The organism is Flagellimonas algicida, assembly GCF_049629585.1.
Classification (GTDB): domain Bacteria; phylum Bacteroidota; class Bacteroidia; order Flavobacteriales; family Flavobacteriaceae; genus Flagellimonas.
Genome location: NZ_JBMYIX010000003.1, coordinates 296,944 through 315,639, shown reverse-complemented (window position 1 = coordinate 315,639; position 18,696 = coordinate 296,944). Strand labels below are relative to the sequence as shown.

General features: G+C 42.8%; 18 protein-coding genes and 2 tRNA genes. 6 read left to right on the top strand and 14 right to left on the bottom strand.

Features of this window, described 5'->3' with window-relative positions:
• Nucleotides 1-58: 58 nt before the first annotated feature.
• Both ACPD8L_RS15220 and ACPD8L_RS15215 read left to right on the top strand, forming a co-directional pair.
• On the top strand, nucleotides 59-250 hold the full coding sequence (locus ACPD8L_RS15220; protein ID WP_421810871.1) for a hypothetical protein: 192 nt from the start codon (nucleotides 59-61) through the stop codon (nucleotides 248-250).
• A 38-nt stretch (nucleotides 251-288) separates the two neighbouring features.
• Nucleotides 289-1,053, top strand: a complete 765-nt coding sequence (locus ACPD8L_RS15215; RefSeq protein ID WP_421810870.1) for a DUF6090 family protein — start codon at nucleotides 289-291, stop codon at nucleotides 1,051-1,053.
• 31 nt (nucleotides 1,054-1,084) lie between these two features.
• Here the strand turns inward: ACPD8L_RS15215 and ACPD8L_RS15210 are convergent, their stop codons facing one another.
• From ACPD8L_RS15210 to sppA, 3 genes are read right to left on the bottom strand one after another with little or no spacing between them, the layout of a single operon-like run.
• The gene (locus tag ACPD8L_RS15210; protein ID WP_423944307.1) at nucleotides 1,085-3,772 is read right to left on the bottom strand and encodes an AsmA-like C-terminal region-containing protein; all 2,688 of its coding nucleotides are present in this window, start codon (nucleotides 3,770-3,772) and stop codon (nucleotides 1,085-1,087) included.
• Nucleotides 3,773-3,808: 36 nt separating this feature from the next.
• Nucleotides 3,809-4,516, bottom strand: a complete 708-nt coding sequence (locus ACPD8L_RS15205) for a queuosine precursor transporter (protein ID WP_421810868.1) — start codon at nucleotides 4,514-4,516, stop codon at nucleotides 3,809-3,811.
• A 3-nt stretch (nucleotides 4,517-4,519) separates the two neighbouring features.
• Nucleotides 4,520-6,280, bottom strand: coding sequence for a signal peptide peptidase SppA (gene sppA, locus ACPD8L_RS15200; protein WP_423944304.1), 1,761 nt, complete (start codon nucleotides 6,278-6,280; stop codon nucleotides 4,520-4,522).
• A 69-nt stretch (nucleotides 6,281-6,349) separates the two neighbouring features.
• Here sppA and folK point away from each other — a divergent pair, with 69 nt between their 5' ends.
• Nucleotides 6,350-7,495, top strand: a complete 1,146-nt coding sequence (folK, locus tag ACPD8L_RS15195; RefSeq protein ID WP_423944301.1) for a 2-amino-4-hydroxy-6-hydroxymethyldihydropteridine diphosphokinase — start codon at nucleotides 6,350-6,352, stop codon at nucleotides 7,493-7,495.
• 102 nt (nucleotides 7,496-7,597) lie between these two features.
• Here the strand turns inward: folK and ACPD8L_RS15190 are convergent, their stop codons facing one another.
• The gene (locus ACPD8L_RS15190) at nucleotides 7,598-8,152 is read right to left on the bottom strand and encodes an RNA methyltransferase (protein WP_423944299.1); all 555 of its coding nucleotides are present in this window, start codon (nucleotides 8,150-8,152) and stop codon (nucleotides 7,598-7,600) included.
• 282 nt (nucleotides 8,153-8,434) lie between these two features.
• On the opposite strand from ACPD8L_RS15190, the gene mutS reads away from it, so the two are divergent.
• The 3 genes from mutS to ACPD8L_RS15175 all read left to right on the top strand — a co-directional run bounded on the left by mutS (nucleotide 8,435) and on the right by ACPD8L_RS15175 (nucleotide 11,289).
• Nucleotides 8,435-11,017: a DNA mismatch repair protein MutS gene (gene mutS / locus ACPD8L_RS15185; protein ID WP_423944296.1), complete on the top strand. Its 2,583-nt coding sequence runs from the start codon at nucleotides 8,435-8,437 to the stop codon at nucleotides 11,015-11,017.
• Between the two features lie 74 nt (nucleotides 11,018-11,091).
• Nucleotides 11,092-11,164 (top strand) — tRNA-Gly (locus ACPD8L_RS15180).
• 40 nt (nucleotides 11,165-11,204) lie between these two features.
• A tRNA-Leu gene (locus ACPD8L_RS15175) sits at nucleotides 11,205-11,289 on the top strand.
• An 85-nt stretch (nucleotides 11,290-11,374) separates the two neighbouring features.
• Here the strand turns inward: ACPD8L_RS15175 and ACPD8L_RS15170 are convergent.
• The 10 genes from ACPD8L_RS15170 to ACPD8L_RS15125 form a co-directional block, all read right to left on the bottom strand.
• Nucleotides 11,375-11,683 carry a hypothetical protein gene (locus tag ACPD8L_RS15170; RefSeq protein ID WP_423944293.1) on the bottom strand — a complete coding sequence of 103 codons (309 nt, stop codon included), beginning with the start codon at nucleotides 11,681-11,683 and terminating at the stop codon, nucleotides 11,375-11,377.
• A 6-nt stretch (nucleotides 11,684-11,689) separates the two neighbouring features.
• On the bottom strand, nucleotides 11,690-13,711 hold the full coding sequence (locus tag ACPD8L_RS15165) for an AAA family ATPase (RefSeq protein WP_423944290.1): 2,022 nt from the start codon (nucleotides 13,709-13,711) through the stop codon (nucleotides 11,690-11,692).
• A gap of 160 nt (nucleotides 13,712-13,871) precedes the next feature.
• Nucleotides 13,872-14,483 carry a hypothetical protein gene (locus ACPD8L_RS15160; protein WP_423944287.1) on the bottom strand — a complete coding sequence of 204 codons (612 nt, stop codon included), beginning with the start codon at nucleotides 14,481-14,483 and terminating at the stop codon, nucleotides 13,872-13,874.
• Nucleotides 14,462-14,773, bottom strand: a complete 312-nt coding sequence (locus tag ACPD8L_RS15155) for a hypothetical protein (RefSeq protein ID WP_423944285.1) — start codon at nucleotides 14,771-14,773, stop codon at nucleotides 14,462-14,464. The genes ACPD8L_RS15160 and ACPD8L_RS15155 overlap by 22 nt, the downstream gene beginning before the upstream one ends.
• Nucleotides 14,774-14,791: 18 nt before the next feature.
• Nucleotides 14,792-15,109, bottom strand: a complete 318-nt coding sequence (locus ACPD8L_RS15150) for a hypothetical protein (RefSeq protein ID WP_423944283.1) — start codon at nucleotides 15,107-15,109, stop codon at nucleotides 14,792-14,794.
• Nucleotides 15,093-15,344: a hypothetical protein gene (locus tag ACPD8L_RS15145; protein ID WP_423944281.1), complete on the bottom strand. Its 252-nt coding sequence runs from the start codon at nucleotides 15,342-15,344 to the stop codon at nucleotides 15,093-15,095. Before ACPD8L_RS15145 ends, ACPD8L_RS15150 begins: the two co-directional genes overlap by 17 nt.
• A gap of 116 nt (nucleotides 15,345-15,460) precedes the next feature.
• Nucleotides 15,461-15,724: a hypothetical protein gene (locus tag ACPD8L_RS15140; protein ID WP_423944279.1), complete on the bottom strand. Its 264-nt coding sequence runs from the start codon at nucleotides 15,722-15,724 to the stop codon at nucleotides 15,461-15,463.
• Between the two features lie 392 nt (nucleotides 15,725-16,116).
• Complete coding sequence (locus ACPD8L_RS15135; protein WP_423944277.1) at nucleotides 16,117-16,395, bottom strand: helix-turn-helix domain-containing protein; 279 nt, start codon at nucleotides 16,393-16,395, stop codon at nucleotides 16,117-16,119.
• An 86-nt stretch (nucleotides 16,396-16,481) separates the two neighbouring features.
• Nucleotides 16,482-17,216, bottom strand: coding sequence for a hypothetical protein (locus ACPD8L_RS15130; protein ID WP_423944274.1), 735 nt, complete (start codon nucleotides 17,214-17,216; stop codon nucleotides 16,482-16,484).
• A complete protein-coding gene (locus ACPD8L_RS15125) occupies nucleotides 17,209-18,543 on the bottom strand; it encodes a tyrosine-type recombinase/integrase (RefSeq protein WP_423944271.1) in 1,335 nt (444 codons plus the stop codon). The genes ACPD8L_RS15130 and ACPD8L_RS15125 overlap by 8 nt, the downstream gene beginning before the upstream one ends.
• Between the last annotated feature and the right edge of the window lie 153 nt (nucleotides 18,544-18,696).

Below are 18,696 nucleotides of genomic sequence, written 5' to 3'. Positions count from 1 at the left end.
TCTAATAACTTACACACAAACTCAAGAAATGCCAAAAGAATCCCTTCATACTCTCAAAATGCTGAAACGCATTGAGAACCCGTCCCAGGAAGTACAGGGTTCATTGGATTTTTTGGAGCAATCCGTGAAAACCAAAACAAAGGAAAGTTTACTTGACCTAATGTCCATCGGTGATGTTATTGGCTATGACGAACTACAGGACAGCCTTAAGGAAATGGTCAATTTTTTGGAAAAAATGAAGCATAAATAGCAAGGTCTTGTAGAGAATTTTGACCTAATCAACCTCCCATGCTAAAGTTCTTTAGAAAAATCCGGCAGCGTCTTATTGCTGAAAAAAAAATCAGCAATTACCTCTTGTATGCCCTTGGGGAAATCGTCCTTGTAGTGATTGGTATTCTCATTGCCTTGGCCATTAACAACGCCAATGAACAACGAATCAAACGGGAAAAAGAACAGGTGTACCTCAAGGGGTTAAAAGAAGAGTTTGAAACCAGTAAATTGAAACTGGAGGAATTGATCAGATTCAATACAAACAGCTACAATGCCGCTATTGAGATTGTAAAGATTATGGACCAAAAAGAAAGTCCTTCGGAGCAAAAACTATCCGAACTCTTCGTCACGGCCTTTGCCTATGATATCTTCTTTAACCCCAACAACTCCCTTCTCAATGAAATGATCAATTCCGGAAGCCTTAAGGACATCAACAACAACTCCCTAAGGATTAAGCTGACCAATTGGATCGCCACCATAGACGACATTTCCAATCAAGAACAAATGCAGGACGAACAACGAAACAGTACGGTCAATGCTTTTAGGGATGAAGGTCATAGTATCCGAACCATCCTGGACCATACCGGCATGTCCGAAAAATTGGGAATCCCTGTGGATGAAAAGGCCATCAGCAATTTATCCGTATTGGAATCCACTACATTCCAAAACAATATCCTGATGTTTATCATTACAAGTCAATCCACGGAAACGGAGCATTACAACCCATTGCTATTTCAGTTGGAATCCATTCTTAAAGTCATCGACCAAGAGTTGGAACAATAAAAAAAGGTGCGGTTAAAACCGCACCTTTTTTTTAATTGACTGTATCCTTTTTCTTTTTCAACAATCCCCCTAAAATGGATTTGGCTGTATTCTTTACCGGGTCCTCCTCGGTCTTGGTGGTTGTGGTATCTTTTGCTTTATCACCGCCCAAAAGGTTCCCCAAGGCCTCTTTAACCCCAGAAGATTGGGTGGCAGTGGAATCGGTATTGTCTTTCTTGAACACATCGGACAACAGGTCCTTGGCCTTATCTTTTCCTTGATTGACCAATTTCTGTTTTTGGATTTCCACCAGTTTCGTGGTCAAGGTCTTTACGCTGGAGCTCAAATCGGTGGTCACGGTTGGACTGGTAAAATTCCCTCCTATGTTTGCCGTAACAGGAATGGTGACCTCCTTTAAACTTTCATCGTTCATCTGCGCAATGAGCTTGTTCACCTCACTACCCAGATACTTGGCCGGCACATCCAACGTGGCTTTGTACTGCATCTGACGGTCAAACGAATGGCCTCCATCAACATTTACGGCAATATCCTTATAGTTTACGGTGAATGGTTTCACCTTTACCGTACCGTTTTCAAAACTCAAGGCGGTCTTCAATCCCTGTAAATCAAGGTCCTTGGTATTCAAAAAGTTCAATTTATTGTCCAAGGCCGAAAGCAAGGGTGCTTTCTGGGCATCCACTTTAGTGGATAGGAGTTCTGCCAACAAATCCCCTGAAATAGTGGCCAAGTTGGGTGTGAAATCGTCTTTCAGGTTTCCACCGATCTTAATTTGGGAATTGAGTTTTCCCTGGAGTGCCTGTGCCAAGGGGGTAAGTGTCTTGAACAGTTCCAAAGCCTGGAATGATTCCCCAATATTAAAATTGCTCATCCCCAAGTCCATGTTGAAGGTTGAGGCCGCTTCTTTGGTGGACACCGACCCTTTCATCCCCAAAGTACCTCCAAAAAGGTCCGAGGTAAGATTCTGAACGGTGGCCGTTTCATCCTTGATGGTCAGTTTACCCTTAACGTTTTTTAATTTTAGGTTATCATACAGTACCGTACCTGCCGTGGCGTCAATGGTACAATCCAAAAAGGATGGGATTTTGATACGTTCCTCCCCTTCTGGAGCGGTAGTGGTCCCATTCTGATCTTCACTCTCCACTTCTTCCTCAACCATAAAATCGTTCAAGGCAAAAGTGTTGGAGGCCAGCAAAAAGTTCCCTTCCACTTTTTCATCATTGAACATAAACCCGAGTAAGTTGGTCAATGTACCCTTGGCATCAAAATCCGTGCTTCCCGTTTTTCCTTCAAAGGAATCCAAGGTTACCGTATTGGGATTAAAGGTGACCGAAGCGGTATTGATGGCCACCGGATTCTTGAGTTCCTCCGAAGCGTATTCAAACCCCGAGACCGATGCCTTCCCTGTTGTTTTGGTGTTCTGGTAACGTTTCTTCTCCAACGATTCCATATCAAAGGCCGTGGTCACATCCGCATTCAGGATACCCTTTAGATTGTAATCCTCGGGTACGGGATAGGCTTGGGAAATGTTGGCCAGATTGATTCTGCCATCCATGTGGGCATTCACCTTGGTATTCCCCATAAGGTCACGGATCTTGGAGGTCAAATTGAATTTGTCCTGATCTATGGTAAACGACAATCGTTTGATGTCCACATAGGTATCCTCGGTGATTCCCGTAGTATTGTTGATTTCCGTATCGATGAACACATTCTGCACCGATTTGGGCAGGTCTGGATACTTGAAAGAGGCATTTTCGGAATTGATCTTGATGTTGAACGCAGGAATGTGCGTATCATCCACAATACCCTTGAACTGCCCGTTCACCTCAAAATTTCCAGTAGTCTGTACCGTCTCTATATTTTTGGAGTACACCTCTGGAATCACGGCCAAAAAGTTCTTAAAGTCGGAAGATGGGGTTTTGAAGGTTACATCCACTTCCTGATTATCGTCATTCAACTTTACAAAACCATCAAACACCAAGGGCAATTGGTTTATCATCGCCTTGTTCTCCAAAAAGGAATACTTGTTTTCCTTAAGGTCAATATCAATCAGGGCATCCAAGGAAACCTTATGGTTGTTGAGATACTTTGTGCTGTCCATTTCAAAAGACACCAAAGCATCGGTCAAGGTCTTTAACTGCGATTTTTCCAAGGAAAGGTCCCCGGTTCCCGAATGGTTCATTTCCAACAGGGCCAAACGCATTCCCGTGGCCATATCATCATAGATGATTTCGGAATTGGTAATGGCATAGGCATCCATAGCCAAGGTAAAATTGCCCCCCGAGTCTTCAGATGCATCGGTCGATGCTGACTCATCTGCCTTACCAATGTCGTAATTGGCATTCTCGTTTTCATCCACTTTTATGTGGAGTTTGGCCTTGTCCACATTTAAACTTTGGATCACAATGGGCTCCTCTGCCGATTTAAAGAGCTCCTTAATGGACAGTTTCAACTCAATTTCCCCAGAGGCAAATAGGGTATCCCCTTCAAAAGGCGCCTTGTTGACCAAAGAAATGTTGGTGAGCTCCACATTGGCATTGGGAAAGCTTTTGAGCAAGCTCAAATCGGCCTCCTCAAAATCCAAAGTGGCATTGATACTGTTGTTGACCTTGTTTTTGATGATCTGCTCAATCTTTCCCTGAAGGAAAAAGGGCAGGGCAATGATCAGGGCAAGTAGGATAAGTAGGGTTATTCCGGTAATCTTCAGGACTTTTCTCTTCATAAGATGATGTTTTACAACAAATTAAAGGAGAAGATTTCAATCCAACGGAATCTCTTCCCCTATTTTTAAGTTAAATCTTTTCCGCATCAGATATACGAAAAAATAGAGCAGAGGGGTGTCAAACAGCGCTATGATCACCTTGAAAACAAATCCACTGATGACCAATCCGTAGAACTTGTCCCAGGGCAATACCCCAAAAATACAGAGGAGGCCCACCACGGTAAACGTATCCACAAACTGCGATGTGAAGGTTGAAAAATTGTTCCGAAGCCATAACATCCTGCCATCGGTCATCTTTTTCCAGAAATGGTAAATGGAAATATCGATGTACTGCGCAGCCAAATAGGCCAACATGGAAGCCAAAACACCCAAAGGGGACAAACCAAATACCTTGGTGAAGGTAACATCATCCACAGGCGAGGAGGGTATGGCCGGCACATAATTGCCCACCAAAATGATCGCCATAGAAAACACCGAGGCAAAAATCCCGGCAGTTACCACCTGATTGGCCTTTCGCTTTCCGTAAATCTCGGAAATAAGGTCCGTGATCAAAAAAGTGATGGGATAGGGCAAAATCCCCACCGAAAGCTCAAAAAGGGGCGCCCCAAAAACAGTGACTTCCCCAAAGGGGTTCCAATAAAAGAACTTTTGAAAAATAAGGTTGGACACCACCAAGGAAGTGATGAACAAGGCTCCCATATAGAGATAAATCGAAAACGCTTTTTTCTTATCTGCTTGCGTCATTCGTTATTTAATATTGAGACTGAAAGGCATCCGGGCCTGGATTCCTTTTTGTTCCGAGGCTTGTTTGAATTCCTTTAGGATTTGATAGGCTTCGCCACCGATTTCTTCCTTGATCAGTGACGCTTTTATTTTGGACTCCATGCCGCCCAAATCGTCCATGAACCGTTCAAAATTGGACTTATATTTGGGGTATTTCCGAATACCATAATTACCTAACCCGGCCATATCTGCTGCAGCGGCTATGGCGTCGTCCAAATTACCGAGTTCATCCACGAGTCCATTGGCTTGGGCATCCACCCCACTCCATACCCTACCCTGGGCCAACGAGTCCACTTGGGACAAGCTCATCTTTCTTCCCTCGGCCACACGTTGCAAAAAAGTGTTGTAGGTATCCTCTATTCCTTCTTGTACCACATCCCGGAACGAATCGTTCATCGGTTCAAACAGGGAATAGTCCACGGAATTTTTGTTGGTACCCACTTGTTCGGCATTGATTCCTATGTTTCCTGCCAGTTCGTGGATATTGGGAATGGTCCCAAATACCCCAATGGAACCAGTAATGGTGGTAGGTTCCGCAAATATTTTGTCTCCGGCCACTCCAATATAGTACCCGCCGGATGCGGCCACGTTTCCAAAGGAAACGACCACCGGTTTCTCCGCCTTGGCCAGTGTAATTTCACGCCAGATGATATCGGAAACCAAGGCACTGCCGCCCGGGGAATCCACCCGAAGTACGATAGCCTTGACATCTTTGTCATTTTTTGCCTTGTGCAGGGCATCCACCATAAGTCCCTGCCCCAAAAAATCCTTTCCGCCATCCCCATAAAAGATTTCTCCTTGGGCATAGATCACGGCTATTTTATCGGTACCCGTATGTACTTTTTCCCAATGGGCCAGACGAACGTATTCTTCAAATTCAATGTAGTTCAAATCTTCACCTTGACTTACCCCCATTGCATTGCGCAATAGGTTTTCGTACTCATCAAAATGCAGATCCCCATCAATCAATCCGGAAGCTACTGCATATTTTGGGGTTCTGCCTCCCAAGGTGTCTGCAATGATATTTAGGTTTTCACGGCTTATGTTTCGCGTGGCCGATACATCCTCCACAATAACATCCCAAATGGAGGTGATCAATTCTTTGATCTGCAAACGGTTTTCCGCACTCATGGTATTGGACAAAAAGGGTTCCACGGCACTTTTGTACTTCCCATGTCGGATAACCTCCATTTTTATCCCCGTTTTTTCCTGAAAATCCTTGTAATAGAGGATTTCCGTGGAAAGCCCCTTAAAATCCAATGTCCCAACGGGGTTTAGGTACACCTCATCGGCCACACTGGCCAGATAGTAGTCTTTTTGGGTATAAAAATCCGAATGGGCCATCACAAATTTCCCGGAAGACTTAAAATCCAACAGCGCTTCCCGTATCTCCCGGGTCTGGGCCACCCCAGCCTGCAAAAAACTGGTGGTTAAGCTAATGCCCCTGATATTGGCATCTTCCTTGGCCACTTTTATGGCATGGATGATTTCGTCCAACCCCAATTCCTCGTCCCAAAGACCGGCAAAGGGACTGTTCTCGTCCTTTCCGGTATAATCCATGATCGGTGCCATAAAACGCAACTCCAGAATCGAGTTCTTTTTTACCACCACTCCATCTTCCATATTGCCAATCAGGGCAATAAAAATGAAAAACATCCCCATCACAATTCCAAAGGCCACCAAAGATCCCAAAATGGAGGCCAAAAGGTTTCTTAAAAAGTTCATCCAGCATAAATTTATTCCACCCCAAATATAACCATTGTTGCATTGTTTTGTTTACTTTGTCCTTTTGATATGGGTCAATCTCAACACGTATATCTTTCACTGGGCAGTAATCTGGGCAATCGGTACGCAACGCTCCAAAAGGCGCTTTTTCGGATTCAACGTGAGGTAGGTGATATTTTGGCCATTTCTTCGGTTTATGAAAATCCGGCTGTGGGGTTTGAGGGTGATGATTTCCTGAACATCTGCATTGCCTTGGTAACCCCGTTGCCCCCTTCGGAACTTTTACAGGCGGTTTTACGGATTGAAAAGGATTTTGGCAGAGATCGTACGCAAAATACGGGCTACCAATCCCGTACCTTGGATGTTGATATCATCCTTTATGGGAAGCAAATCATTGACACACCCGATTTGATCGTCCCCCACCCGCAGATGCAGCATCGGAAATTTGTACTGAAACCCTTGGGCGATATTGCTCCACAGTTATATCACCCTGTACTCAACAAAGACATACGCAACTTGTTACAGGAGTGTAGGGACAAGAGCAAATTGAAGAAAACCTCGTATAAGTTGTTTCGAAACAGGTCGGGGCTTTTTTCACAACTGCAGTTTATTGCCATTGAAGGGAACATTGGTGCCGGAAAGACCACCCTTTCCAAAATGATCGCCGAAGATTTCAATGCCAAATTGGTATTGGAGCGTTTTGCGGACAACCCCTTCCTTCCCAAGTTTTATGAAGACCAAATGCGCTATGCCTTTCCGTTGGAAATGTCCTTTTTGGCGGACCGTTACCAACAATTTACCGATGACACCTCCCAATTTGACCTCTTCAAGAACTTTATGGTAAGTGATTACGATATCTTTAAATCGCTCATTTTCGCCAAAATCACCTTACAAGCCGATGAATTCAACTTGTACCGAAAGGTCTTTAGTTTTATGTACAAGGAGGTGAAAAAACCGGATATTTATCTATATCTCTATCAAAATACGGAGCGTCTTTTGGCCAATATCAAGAAAAGGGGACGGGATTATGAGCAGAAAATAGACCCTGTATATTTAGAGAAAATTAATCGGGGATACCTTGATTTCATTAAGACCCTGCCCAACCAGAACAGTATTGTGCTGGATTTGAGCGAGCTGGATTTTGTCAACAATCCATCGGATTATGAAATCATTCTGGAACGGTTGGAAGACAACATCCTCTCCCTATCTTTTTAGCAAAATTTTTAGAAAATGTTTGGATATAACGAATGGTTTTATTTTATTAGACGCCGCTAATCGAGCAACTAACTAACTCAAACTATATATTTCCGCCCTGATTTATTCAGGGCTTTTTTGTTTTTGGGAGTCATGTTTAGCCCATAGATCCCACACAACTATCCCTGCACTTACCGATATGTTCAACGAGTGCTTGGTCCCAAACTGCGGGATTTCCAAAACCGTATCGCAGGCCGTGACCACCTCTTGGGAAACCCCTTTTACCTCGTTTCCAAAAATCAGGGCCAGGGTTTCATGGGGCTTGGATTCAAAATCATTCAGCATGGTGGCATTTTCAGCCTGTTCCACGGCAATGGTATGGACGCCCATCGTTTTCAATTCACCTACCAACTCCAAGGTGCTTTCCCTATACGCCCAATCCACACTCTCCGTGGCACCCAAGGCGGTTTTACGGATGTCCTTATGGGGTGGGGTGGCGGTAATACCACATAAATATATTTTTTGGATTCGGAACGCATCGGCCGTACGGAACACCGAACCAATATTGTTCAGGCTTCGGATATTGTCCAACACCAATATGATCGGTGTTTTTTCCGCTTCCTTGAACGCTTCCACATCCAATCGTCCCAACTCACTGTTTTCCAGTTTCCGATTCATTTTTTTAACCATTCCGTCCAAAATATCAACAAAAATTTTTGATGGATGATGAAAACGATATATTCGTTCCAACATCCCGTGGTGTAAGGTGTTTTGTTTGACAAAATCCCTAACCAATGGTTTTTTGTCGTCTTGAGCGCAGTCGAAAGGTCAACAAAAAACATCTCGACTGCGCTCGATGTGACAACGAGTTTTATAATCAACTTTACCCAAACAGGGCAAAAATAAAAGAATAATATCGCTTTGGCAGCCAAGAACAAAACAAAGAAGGTTACCCCTTTAATGCAACAGTACAATGCCATCAAGGTAAAACATCCTGATGCCCTATTGCTGTTCCGTGTTGGGGATTTCTACGAGACTTTTGGTGATGATGCGGTGAAAGCTGCCAAGATCTTGGGCATTATCCTTACCCATAGGAACAATGGCGGCGACAAAACGGAATTGGCAGGTTTTCCGCACCACTCCCTGAACACCTACCTCCCAAAATTGGTCAAGGCGGGGCAACGCGTGGCCATTTGTGACCAGTTGGAGGATCCCAAACAGACCAAAAGCATTGTAAAACGTGGGGTAACGGAACTGGTAACCCCGGGGGTGGCCCTTAACGATGATATCCTTTCTGCCAAGAGCAACAACTTTTTGTGTGCCGTTCACTTTGGAAGGACCAAAATGGGAATTTCCTTTCTGGACATCTCCACAGGTGAGTTTTTAACCGCGGAAGGTTCTGCGGAACAGATGGACAAGTTGCTCCAAAACTTTGCCCCCAATGAGGTATTGGTCTCCAAAAGCCACAAAAAAGAGTTTGTGGAGGTTTTTGGCAACCAGTTCCACAGTTTCTTTATGGAGGATTGGATTTTCCAAGAGGATTATGCCCAAGAGAGCCTCAACAACCATTTTGGGACCAAAACCCTTAAGGGTTTCGGGATAGAACATTTGGGCCAAGGCATTATTGCTTCCGGCGCGGTACTGCATTACCTGTCCGAGACACAGCACAGTCGACTGCAACACATCAATAGAGTCCAGCGTATTGCAGAAGAGGAATATGTTTGGATGGACCGATTTACCATCCGTAATCTGGAACTGTACCATTCCCCCCACCAAAATGCGGTTACGCTTTTGGACATCATCGACCGGACCCTCTCCCCCATGGGCGGAAGATTGTTGAAGCGTTGGTTGGCCCTTCCCTTAAAAAACAAGGAACGGATTCGGGAACGCCACCAAGTGGTCGCCCATTTAAAAGATCAGGAAGAATCCCTCGAAAAAATACAGCATTGGATCAAACCCATGGGCGATTTGGAACGACTCATCTCCAAACTGGCCACAGGAAAAATCAATCCCAAGGAAGTGGTACAGCTTAAAAATTCCTTGGAAGCCTTGGTCCCCATCAAACACTTGGCCCAACAGAGTCCAAACACCTCTTTACAGCGCATTGGGGAACGTTTGGATGCCTGCGAGGCCCTTCGGTCCAAAATCAAGGAGGTTCTCAATGAGGAAGCCCCTGTAAACCTGGCCAAAGGCCATACCATTGCCCAAGGGTATTCGGATGAGTTGGACGAGTTGCGCAACTTGGCTTTTTCCGGGAAGGATTATCTGGACAAAATGTTGGAGCGGGAAACCAAGGAAACGGGTATTACTTCACTCAAAATTGCCTCCAACAACGTTTTTGGCTACTATATTGAGGTGCGAAACACCCACAAGGACAAGGTCCCGGAAAGTTGGATCCGCAAACAGACCTTGGTCAATGCGGAACGCTATATCACCGAAGAGCTCAAAGAATACGAAGCCAAGATTTTGGGGGCCGAAGAGCGCATTCTTATTCTGGAACAGCAGTTGTTTGAACAGCTTTTGATGTGGATGCAGGAATACATTGCCCCTGTCCAGCAAAATGCCCATCTGATTGCCCAATTGGATTGCCTATGTGGATTTGCCCAACTGGCCAAGGAAAATGGCTATGTGGAACCCGTGGTTGATGAATCCACCGAACTCCACATCAAAGAGGGACGGCATCCGGTCATTGAAAAACAATTGCCCTTGGGCGAGAGCTATGTGACCAACGATGTACTCCTGAACCGGGAGGAGCAACAGATCATCATGATCACCGGGCCCAACATGAGTGGTAAATCGGCCATTTTACGGCAAACGGCCTTGATTGTACTCTTGGCGCAAATGGGAAGCTTTGTGCCCGCCTCAGAGGCCAAGATTGGTCTAGTGGACAAAATTTTCACCCGTGTGGGGGCCAGTGACAATATTTCCATGGGCGAATCCACCTTTATGGTGGAAATGAACGAAACGGCCTCCATCCTCAACAATTTATCCGAGCGTAGTTTGGTTCTTTTGGATGAGATTGGCCGGGGCACGAGTACCTATGACGGTATTTCCATTGCGTGGGCCATATCGGAATACCTCCATGAGCATCCGGCACGCGCCAAGACCCTTTTTGCCACCCATTACCACGAGCTCAACGAGATGACGGCCACTTTTTCCCGAATCAAAAATTACAATGTATCGGTAAAGGAATTGAAGGACAATGTGCTTTTCCTTCGGAAATTGGTACCTGGGGGAAGCGAACACAGTTTTGGAATCCATGTAGCCAAGATGGCCGGCATGCCCCAACAGGTGATCCAAAAGGCCAATAAAATCCTTAAAAAGCTGGAAAAATCGCATTCCAGTGAGGAAATGACGGATAAACTCCAGATGGCCCAAAATGAAATGCAGTTGAGTTTCTTTAATTTGGACGACCCCTTGTTGGAGGAAATCAAGGAGGAAATCCTTCATTTGGACATAGATACGCTGACCCCGGTGGAAGCCTTGATGAAATTAAACGAGATCAAACGTTTGCTGGGTAAAAAGAAAACAGCATCCTCTTAAAAAAATTCTTTCTGTTTTAGAGAAAAACATTAAATTTGCATCCGCACTGAAAAAAGTGCAGGGTTCTTTAAAATGCGAAAATAGCTCAGTTGGTAGAGCATCACCTTGCCAAGGTGGAGGTCGCGGGTTCGAATCCCGTTTTTCGCTCTAAAACGCTGCTTGCAGCGTTTTTTTGTTTCAAGTCCAGGCTCGAGTGGTGGAATTGGTAGACACGCCGGACTTAAAATCCTGTGGGCATTTTGCCCGTGCGGGTTCAAGTCCCGCCTCGAGTACAGAAACCCCTGTTTTTACGGGGGTTTTTAGGTTTTAAAGTTAACCTAAGGTTAACTATTTAGCCAATCAGTTCTTTTCTTTTGACTAAAAAACATCTGGATGGTCTGAGAATACATTGATGAATGTTCCATCATAGCTGTAAAAAAACTCCAATGCTTCTACTACAACTTCATTCTTAACAACATGGAATCTCTGATATGCACCTTGCAAATTATCTCCAAATTGATGATTAGCAATTATCTCTCTCGATTGAATATCATTTTGATCCACTTTATGAAATTTCATTAATGCCTCTTTTGCCCTTAGTAGCTCTGGCATCGCCCTAAGTTCAGCCTCCTCTGCATTATCGGTTGGATTATTATTTTCAATAGCTTCCCTGTACTGTAAACACATCAATTTTTATTTAAGCACCTTGTTTATAACCTGAATTAAGTTCTTCCAGTTTTCCAACTCCCCAGCAGTTAACTTAGAGGAATCATTAGTTTTGCACCATTTTAAATAATACTTGGCCAATCTATATTTACTGAAATCAGGCACTTCAGCTTGAAAAATATCCACAATGGGCCTCGATGGTTGCGCATCAGAAGTTGGTTTGCAATCCACGCCATATTCAGATTTAACTATACCTATTAAAGTCTCTCTTAGCATGTCTTCAATTTCTGCTTTTGGTATTCCCGAACAGTAGTCTTTAGTTCTTAGAATCCTTTTGTTACCTAGGGTGTGAACCAAGTTTTCTTGTTGCGCAGCTTGGTCCCCAGCAGCATCAGAATCAAGTAAAGCGGCTATCTTTAATTTGTGGGCATGTAAAATAGTGGCATAGTAGACAACCTTACCAGCGGAATTTGCAAATACTAAGGCAATCTTCTCATCTAAATCAACCACCTTATCTTCCCTAAGTAATGATGAAGTAGCTTCAATATACCAATAATCCGTTAAGCCCTCTAATATTAGGTTCTTTTGTTGACTAAATAAACTCTGTGCCAAATCATATCCTAACGCTTCTTGTAAAGGCAATAATCCGGCGGGGTCGCTGGATGATATAGTGGAGTGAACTTTAGTACCTACTTTTCTGTCCTTTAGTTCAACTACCCTAACTATGTCTAATTCATCTGGACCTACCAAAAAAGGCGAGTGCGTGGTATATATTGTTTGATTGGTTTCTGACAACCTCGATATTGTCTCCCTAAAATCACGTTGCTTTAATCCGTGCAAGCTCATACCAGGCTCGTCTAAAAGTAGGATTGCATTCTCGTGTTTGTCCATTGCCTCTGCAAAGAAAACAACAAAGAAAGATACAAGCCATTGGAAGCCCTCAGATCTTTGATCCAACTCTATTTCTACACCTAATTCGTCAACTATTACTACTGATAAGTATTGTGCGTCGGCAGTTATTCTAATTTCATCAGCTTCGGGTCTGTCTGGGTTAGGGTTCCAAATTGTTCTTATTTCTCTTGTTAATTCAATACCCGCAGCATTTAATTGATACTTTCTTCGGTCTAAAGTGTCCTTATATTTTTGCAAAGCATCTGCGTCTCCTGCATCAGGACTTTTAGTACTACCAATTTTAGATAACTCCCTTGCAGTAAAACCTAACAATTTCAACAAACATAAATTACCATAATCGTAATAATCGTCATCTAATAATCCTTGCTCGACTCTATCGGCTAGATGCTCCAAGTGTATCGAGGGCTTTACTTTGAAATAATTGTTGAAAAGAACAAAAACAGGTTCACGACGAGCTAAAGTTGACAAAACTTCATCATATGCCTCATTCTTTTTTATCTGCTCAACTATTTTGGCGTGTCTTTCTTCCTCTTTGTGATTGTCCTCATCAATCAGAGCAAACTTATCATCCAAAAACTTAAGTAATGCCTTAGAGTTTTGAGTTTTGAAAATAGTGGAGTCCGAAAACTCGTTGATTATCTTGGCAAGCTCCTCACTAGGCTTAGTTTTTGTGGTTTCCACCCCCTCTTCATCAATAAACTGCTTGTCTAAGTGGGCAATTGTTCTAAGTAAATCCTTCTTTACATCTCCATAAGTTGTTCGTTTGGGAGCATCCAGTAGTTTGTGAAATCCCTCATCATTGAGCATACGCCAAGTTACGTAAGTGCATCCATGAAACTCGCTAGGGATTTTAGCCTTGTCATCTTCATCAAGTTTAAAATAGCCCCTCACTACCTCTACATTCTCTGGCTTTACTTTACCTGTAGTAATATTATTATATAGAGAACGAGGGTAATCCCTAATTACATCAAATCCCTTGACCTCCTTCGGTCTATTAAGTTGCTGTAATGCTTTTAACAGTACGGTCTTACCTGCTTCATTCGGGCCGACCATTATCGTTTTTAACTCCTCAATTTCAAATTCTCCAGTATCTACTATGCTCCTATAATTCTGGACTCTGGCTTTAACTAATCTCATTTTACTTCAATAAATTTAAATGAACCATCAAAAACTAGGGGGAGTAATTTTTATTGATGTAATATACCTAAAAGTACGGAAATAACTGACAAAAAAACCGCCCCCAATAAATGAGGACGGCTTTCCATCTAAGAAAAAACAAAAAAGAGCAAACTAAAGACTATGCCCGCATCTGGGCAATCTTTCTCGTATTTGGTACAAACACCTGGTCTTCCTTCCTTGCCGATGTCAACTGAATCAACTTTGGAAGGGCGTTTATCAGGACGTTTCTTTCATTGTAGCTGATCAATCCCTTGTTGAATCCATCATTGAGGACACCACACAGCGATTCGGCCATTTTCAGGGCTTCAGACTGCATTTCGTTCTTTGTGAAAAAGGTATTGCCCTCTTTAATCTTTTCAACGCTGTCAGGGGCTAATTCAAGACCGTTATCGGTAATAACAAAGCCGCCAACCGCGTGGTAGCGATTCGGAACATTTGCAAGTGCATCCTTCGCAGCATATCCGTTCAGCCCCTGGAGTTTTAATATCGTGTCCACGTCTCCATTGGGGAACCCATATTCGTTACGTATCATGCTTTCTAATGCGCTCCATCCCTTTTCTAGCAATTCTTCCTTCTGTTCCTTAGAAAGTGGCTTAGGGAGCAGCTTTCCCGCTTCGTTCAAAGCGTTGCTTGCTTCATCCGCCCATTGCTGATACTGATCGATAGTCCTTTCAATTACTTCATCATTCCGATAAAGAAATTCCCGTGTTACTTGCTTTGTTGTTTCCATTTTGATTTGATTTTTCTGTTATTCTTCCTTTTGTTGATAAACTGCTCGACCTGGGCCACCACTTGTTCAGTAGCCTCAATAACTTCCACCACTATCCCATCTTCAGCGATAATAGTTTCCCCTCCGGGCATAAGGTAGGTGCCAGTTGCCTTCTGGCCATCCAGGTAAACTTTATCACCTTCTTGGGGATCCTCACCTGCGATAAGGTCAGGGAAAACCAATTCTTCGGCCAGGACCGTTTGAAATGTCTGTTCTGCTTTGGGCTTCCAGAGCCGTCTCGTTGCTTTCATAGTTTTTAGTTTTAAATGTTAGTAATCTGTTCTTCCTATACTTTTTTTGATTGACTTTGCTTCTTCATTCGTAATTGTGCTGTATATGGTGATGGGGGCAATCATCAAATGATCTAAGCTGTACTCTTTCAAAAGTTTTATGTAGTGATCAATTCGCATACGCCCGTCTTTCTCCAAATCGATTGTGCCGCCCAGTTCTTGAACATATTTAGTGACCTGGTGGGGAACCTCAACAAAGGGGTCATTATCAAATATGCAGGGTATCGGTAACAATCCCGGTCTTTCTGGCATATCGGCCAGAGACTTCATTAATTCGAGTTTAGTCTTGTCCTCCATACTGCTTTAGATTTTTCTTAATCTGTGCTTTTTCAAGGTCTGCAATACGCTTTAATCGTTCACCTCGGCTTAATTGGAGAAAGGCTTGTACATCGAAAGAGATGTCCTCTACTTGGCTTCTATTAAGACGGGGAAGCACATATTCTAAGAGAGAAATAAATGCGTTCACCCTATCCTTGGGCGAGAGCTCCTTTAAATCACTCAAAATCTCATCATATTCACTATCAACCAACATTTGGATTCTACTACGAATTGATGCAGTGGTTTTGTTGGGCGTACCTTTCCTGGATGATTTAGATCCCGCTTCTGCTGCTGTATTACTATCAAATGGCATAGCTACTTCATGTTAGTTTAACTTCCTTTTGGATAAGCCAGAATGTAGGATGCAACTAATTCGGCAGCTTCCTTGGCAAGTTTTGGGTTATCACTATTGGTGAACTCAAGTAACCTAATTGCTAAAATCTCATCCATCTTCATTTTTATTGTAATACTGCCATCAGAGTGTTTCTTGACCACATCGGCGGCTGGTATTATCAACTTCCCTTTGCCTTTAATCAATTTCAAAAGGGCTTCAGTAATCGGCCTTTCGTTTTTAACTGACATCTGTTCTTTCATCTTTCTTTGTTTTAATCTTACTGTTTAGATAATGCTCGGTTGCTGAAGGGTATAGCAAGCCCTAAGACTTGCATATACCTAATCTTTCTGTCCAGCGTAAAGCCTTCGGAGCATATCAGGTCCCTTTTTCTAACATGATTGAAAAGGGTTTCGAGCTTAATCCGCATCATGCTGCTTTGAGTAGGGCCATCTCGATTTCGCATTGGCCTGGTGGTTTCTACTCGCCTCATTCTACCACCTTTATAAAAGTTCCCCGAATCGTGTCAAGTGGACGCATAAAGGAACTTTCTACGTTCCTATCTACATTCCAACTATTGCAATCACTATCTTTGTCATAGCTACAGTTATGTAAAAACCCTCGTTGGCGTCCAGGCCGTTAGAGGGTTTTTTGATTAATTATCGATGGGTTGGATTGCAGCCAACAACTCACTCCTTTTGAAGTAGGTTTTTCTACCTAGTCCGTATTTCTGGATTTTACCTAGCTTTTCCCACTTCCATAAAGTCGTCTTTGAGCAATTCAAAAGGCTCATGGCCTCTTTAGTTGTCAAGTTCTCCTCTTGTTGAGGTTCTTCTTTCTTGGATTGGGAAATGGCTTCTGCAACAATGGATTTGATATTGTCCAAAAGCTCATCGGGTGAAATTGCGTGAAGTGTAATCTGCTGTGCATCCATAGTTGTAATCTTTAACAATGGCCGCAAATTGCAAATTTGGCTTTGGTACTAAACCCCAGTACCAGTACTGATTATAGTACTATTTTTTAATCTGGTTTGATTTCGTTCATAATAGCTATAAAATCGGGGGATACTTCTTTTCCTTCTTTCTTAAGCTCCTCTGCTACTATAGAACATCTTTGATAAGAACTGTTTAATGAAAATATACTTTTTCCGCCTCTATATTTGTTTTCTCCTAAAGAATCTGAAATATATGGTCTAAAGGCTTCAGGCTTTGTTTGAGGAAATAATTTTTTGGCGATTTCTGGGGCTGATAAATTTTGCTTACTAAGTTCCTGTATCTCACCTGTGGCAAACTTTCTCATTACCTGGTACGGTATGGTATCTTTCCACTTTTCAGCCTTCTTTTTACCTGAGTCATCGGAAACAAATTGACTTTCGATATCCTTTTCAAACTCAGCAATATCCTCCAGGACTATATCAACATCTTCATTAAGGGTTTTAAGTTTTTTAATTCTGGTCCTTGTGAGTGAATTATATACCCGAATTTCCTTTTCAGTGAGTTGACTACTGACATGAAGATAAATTTCCTTCCAACGGTCAAGGAACGCCCCAAGCTCGTCCATTTCTTTCATACCCGCATCGTACTTTTTCAACCGCTGGATATGGAGCCGTCCGTTATCCTTAAACTGTTTTACATAGAAGTCATCCCCAAGCTCGTCAATTTCTTTCATTGACATATCCTCTATTCGTTTATGCCATTTCGTTTTAATAATTTCTCTTTGGCCCAGAAGCTTTTTTGATTCACTTTCATCACTCATTTGAAGCAGATTTAATCACGGTGAAACTTGGCTCCTTGTTTTCTTTGCTTTGGAGCTTTTGAACATAATCGGCAAATTCATAAGCGTAATCATCAGGTTCCTTCCCAATGTATTTGTAGAACATCCTTTCGGTTGAATGGCCAGTTGTTTTGATCAGTATCGGTGTTGGTATAATCCCGAAAAAATTTGATGCAAAGGAACGGCGGCAAACGTGGCTGCCGATCAATTCATATTTAGGGTAAATCCCTTTCACGGATGGTAATATCTTTGCCGACTTTCCTTTTTCTTTTGAAGATGGCCGCTTCCTTCCGGGTGTTGGTTCATTTATCTCTGCCTGCTTACAAATCTCTTTGATATGGGTGTTGAACTTCTGAAGCGAGATCTTATAGGGAAATCCATCGGCAATCGCTTCCTTGGCTCTTGGGGTCAATGCCACGCTAACCCTTTTACCAGTTTTCTTCTGCCTTATCGGAACAATAACCACTCCATTTTTCTCAATGAATTGGCTTTCTTCAACATCCAACAAATCACTGCCACGCTGCCCAATCTGACAGCCAAATAGAAGCCATTTACGGGCATTTCTCAAAGCCTCCCCCTCTAGCTCTGTATTCTTTATTTTCTCCTGTTCCAGGTCAGATAAAAAGATGATTTCTTCTTCCGTCTTGGCCTCGCTCATGGTAGTTATCAATTTCCAGGTATCGGACGTAGGGATTTGCCTCATTTCAGCATCTTTACAGACGGTTTTCAGGTTATCAATATTCTTCCCTATATAATTGGTGGAATAGTTCTGGGAATAAAGCCAGTCCTTGAATTCATTGGAGAATTCAATGGTTACTTGGTTGACGTGGATTTTGGCCCTCTTGTATTCCTGGAACCTTTCAACAACACCCAGAAAGGTTTTGTACCCCTTTATCCTTCTTTCGGACAATCCAGCCTTCTTCTGTGAATTCTCCCTTCTATGGGCCGTATCAATAATATGCTGAATGCAAACCGTTAACAGCCTTCTATCCTTCTCGGGTACTTTGTTATGGTGATTATCGATTTGTTGCTGTAACCAATTGCCATCAATCCCATATCCAGAAGATTCAGCTTCGTTTAGTTTTTCCTTAATATAGGTGGAGAGTTTTTCAAGCTTAATGTTAACATTCTTACTGTTTACATCATTCTTCTTGGGCATCCCCGTAGAGCCTAATGGGGCATTCCATTTCTTAGGACTGATACTAAGGCTAGATTTCCGTTTGAACACCTTTCCCCTACCTATGGAAAGCTGTACAATTATGTTAGCTGGGTCTTGTCTACCTTGAATTAAGAACTTTACCGTGGCCATAATTCAGAATTTATATGACCAAAGTTAACCTTAAATCACCTATGCAGTTAACCAAAAGTTAACCGTTTTTGAATTTTTATGAACAAATAAAAACTGTAGCGAACAGATTTAGACCCATATATAGAGGGATAATAGGCATTTAAGAAAATTACG

Excerpts from the sequence above, each read along its gene's own strand:
- ACPD8L_RS15220 (WP_421810871.1), top strand. The coding sequence starts at position 59 with ATGCTGAAACGCATTGAGAACCCGTCCCAGGAAGTACAGGGTTCATTG.
- ACPD8L_RS15215 (WP_421810870.1), top strand. The coding sequence starts at position 289 with ATGCTAAAGTTCTTTAGAAAAATCCGGCAGCGTCTTATTGCTGAAAAA.
- ACPD8L_RS15210 (WP_423944307.1), bottom strand. The coding sequence starts at position 3,772 with ATGAAGAGAAAAGTCCTGAAGATTACCGGAATAACCCTACTTATCCTA.
- ACPD8L_RS15205 (WP_421810868.1), bottom strand. The coding sequence starts at position 4,516 with ATGACGCAAGCAGATAAGAAAAAAGCGTTTTCGATTTATCTCTATATG.
- sppA (WP_423944304.1), bottom strand. The coding sequence starts at position 6,280 with ATGAACTTTTTAAGAAACCTTTTGGCCTCCATTTTGGGATCTTTGGTG.
- folK (WP_423944301.1), top strand. The coding sequence starts at position 6,350 with ATGGGTCAATCTCAACACGTATATCTTTCACTGGGCAGTAATCTGGGC.
- ACPD8L_RS15190 (WP_423944299.1), bottom strand. The coding sequence starts at position 8,152 with ATGAATCGGAAACTGGAAAACAGTGAGTTGGGACGATTGGATGTGGAA.
- mutS (WP_423944296.1), top strand. The coding sequence starts at position 8,435 with ATGCAACAGTACAATGCCATCAAGGTAAAACATCCTGATGCCCTATTG.
- ACPD8L_RS15170 (WP_423944293.1), bottom strand. The coding sequence starts at position 11,683 with ATGTGTTTACAGTACAGGGAAGCTATTGAAAATAATAATCCAACCGAT.
- ACPD8L_RS15165 (WP_423944290.1), bottom strand. The coding sequence starts at position 13,711 with ATGAGATTAGTTAAAGCCAGAGTCCAGAATTATAGGAGCATAGTAGAT.
- ACPD8L_RS15160 (WP_423944287.1), bottom strand. The coding sequence starts at position 14,483 with ATGGAAACAACAAAGCAAGTAACACGGGAATTTCTTTATCGGAATGAT.
- ACPD8L_RS15155 (WP_423944285.1), bottom strand. The coding sequence starts at position 14,773 with ATGAAAGCAACGAGACGGCTCTGGAAGCCCAAAGCAGAACAGACATTT.
- ACPD8L_RS15150 (WP_423944283.1), bottom strand. The coding sequence starts at position 15,109 with ATGGAGGACAAGACTAAACTCGAATTAATGAAGTCTCTGGCCGATATG.
- ACPD8L_RS15145 (WP_423944281.1), bottom strand. The coding sequence starts at position 15,344 with ATGTTGGTTGATAGTGAATATGATGAGATTTTGAGTGATTTAAAGGAG.
- ACPD8L_RS15140 (WP_423944279.1), bottom strand. The coding sequence starts at position 15,724 with ATGAAAGAACAGATGTCAGTTAAAAACGAAAGGCCGATTACTGAAGCC.
- ACPD8L_RS15135 (WP_423944277.1), bottom strand. The coding sequence starts at position 16,395 with ATGGATGCACAGCAGATTACACTTCACGCAATTTCACCCGATGAGCTT.
- ACPD8L_RS15130 (WP_423944274.1), bottom strand. The coding sequence starts at position 17,216 with ATGAGTGATGAAAGTGAATCAAAAAAGCTTCTGGGCCAAAGAGAAATT.
- ACPD8L_RS15125 (WP_423944271.1), bottom strand. The coding sequence starts at position 18,543 with ATGGCCACGGTAAAGTTCTTAATTCAAGGTAGACAAGACCCAGCTAAC.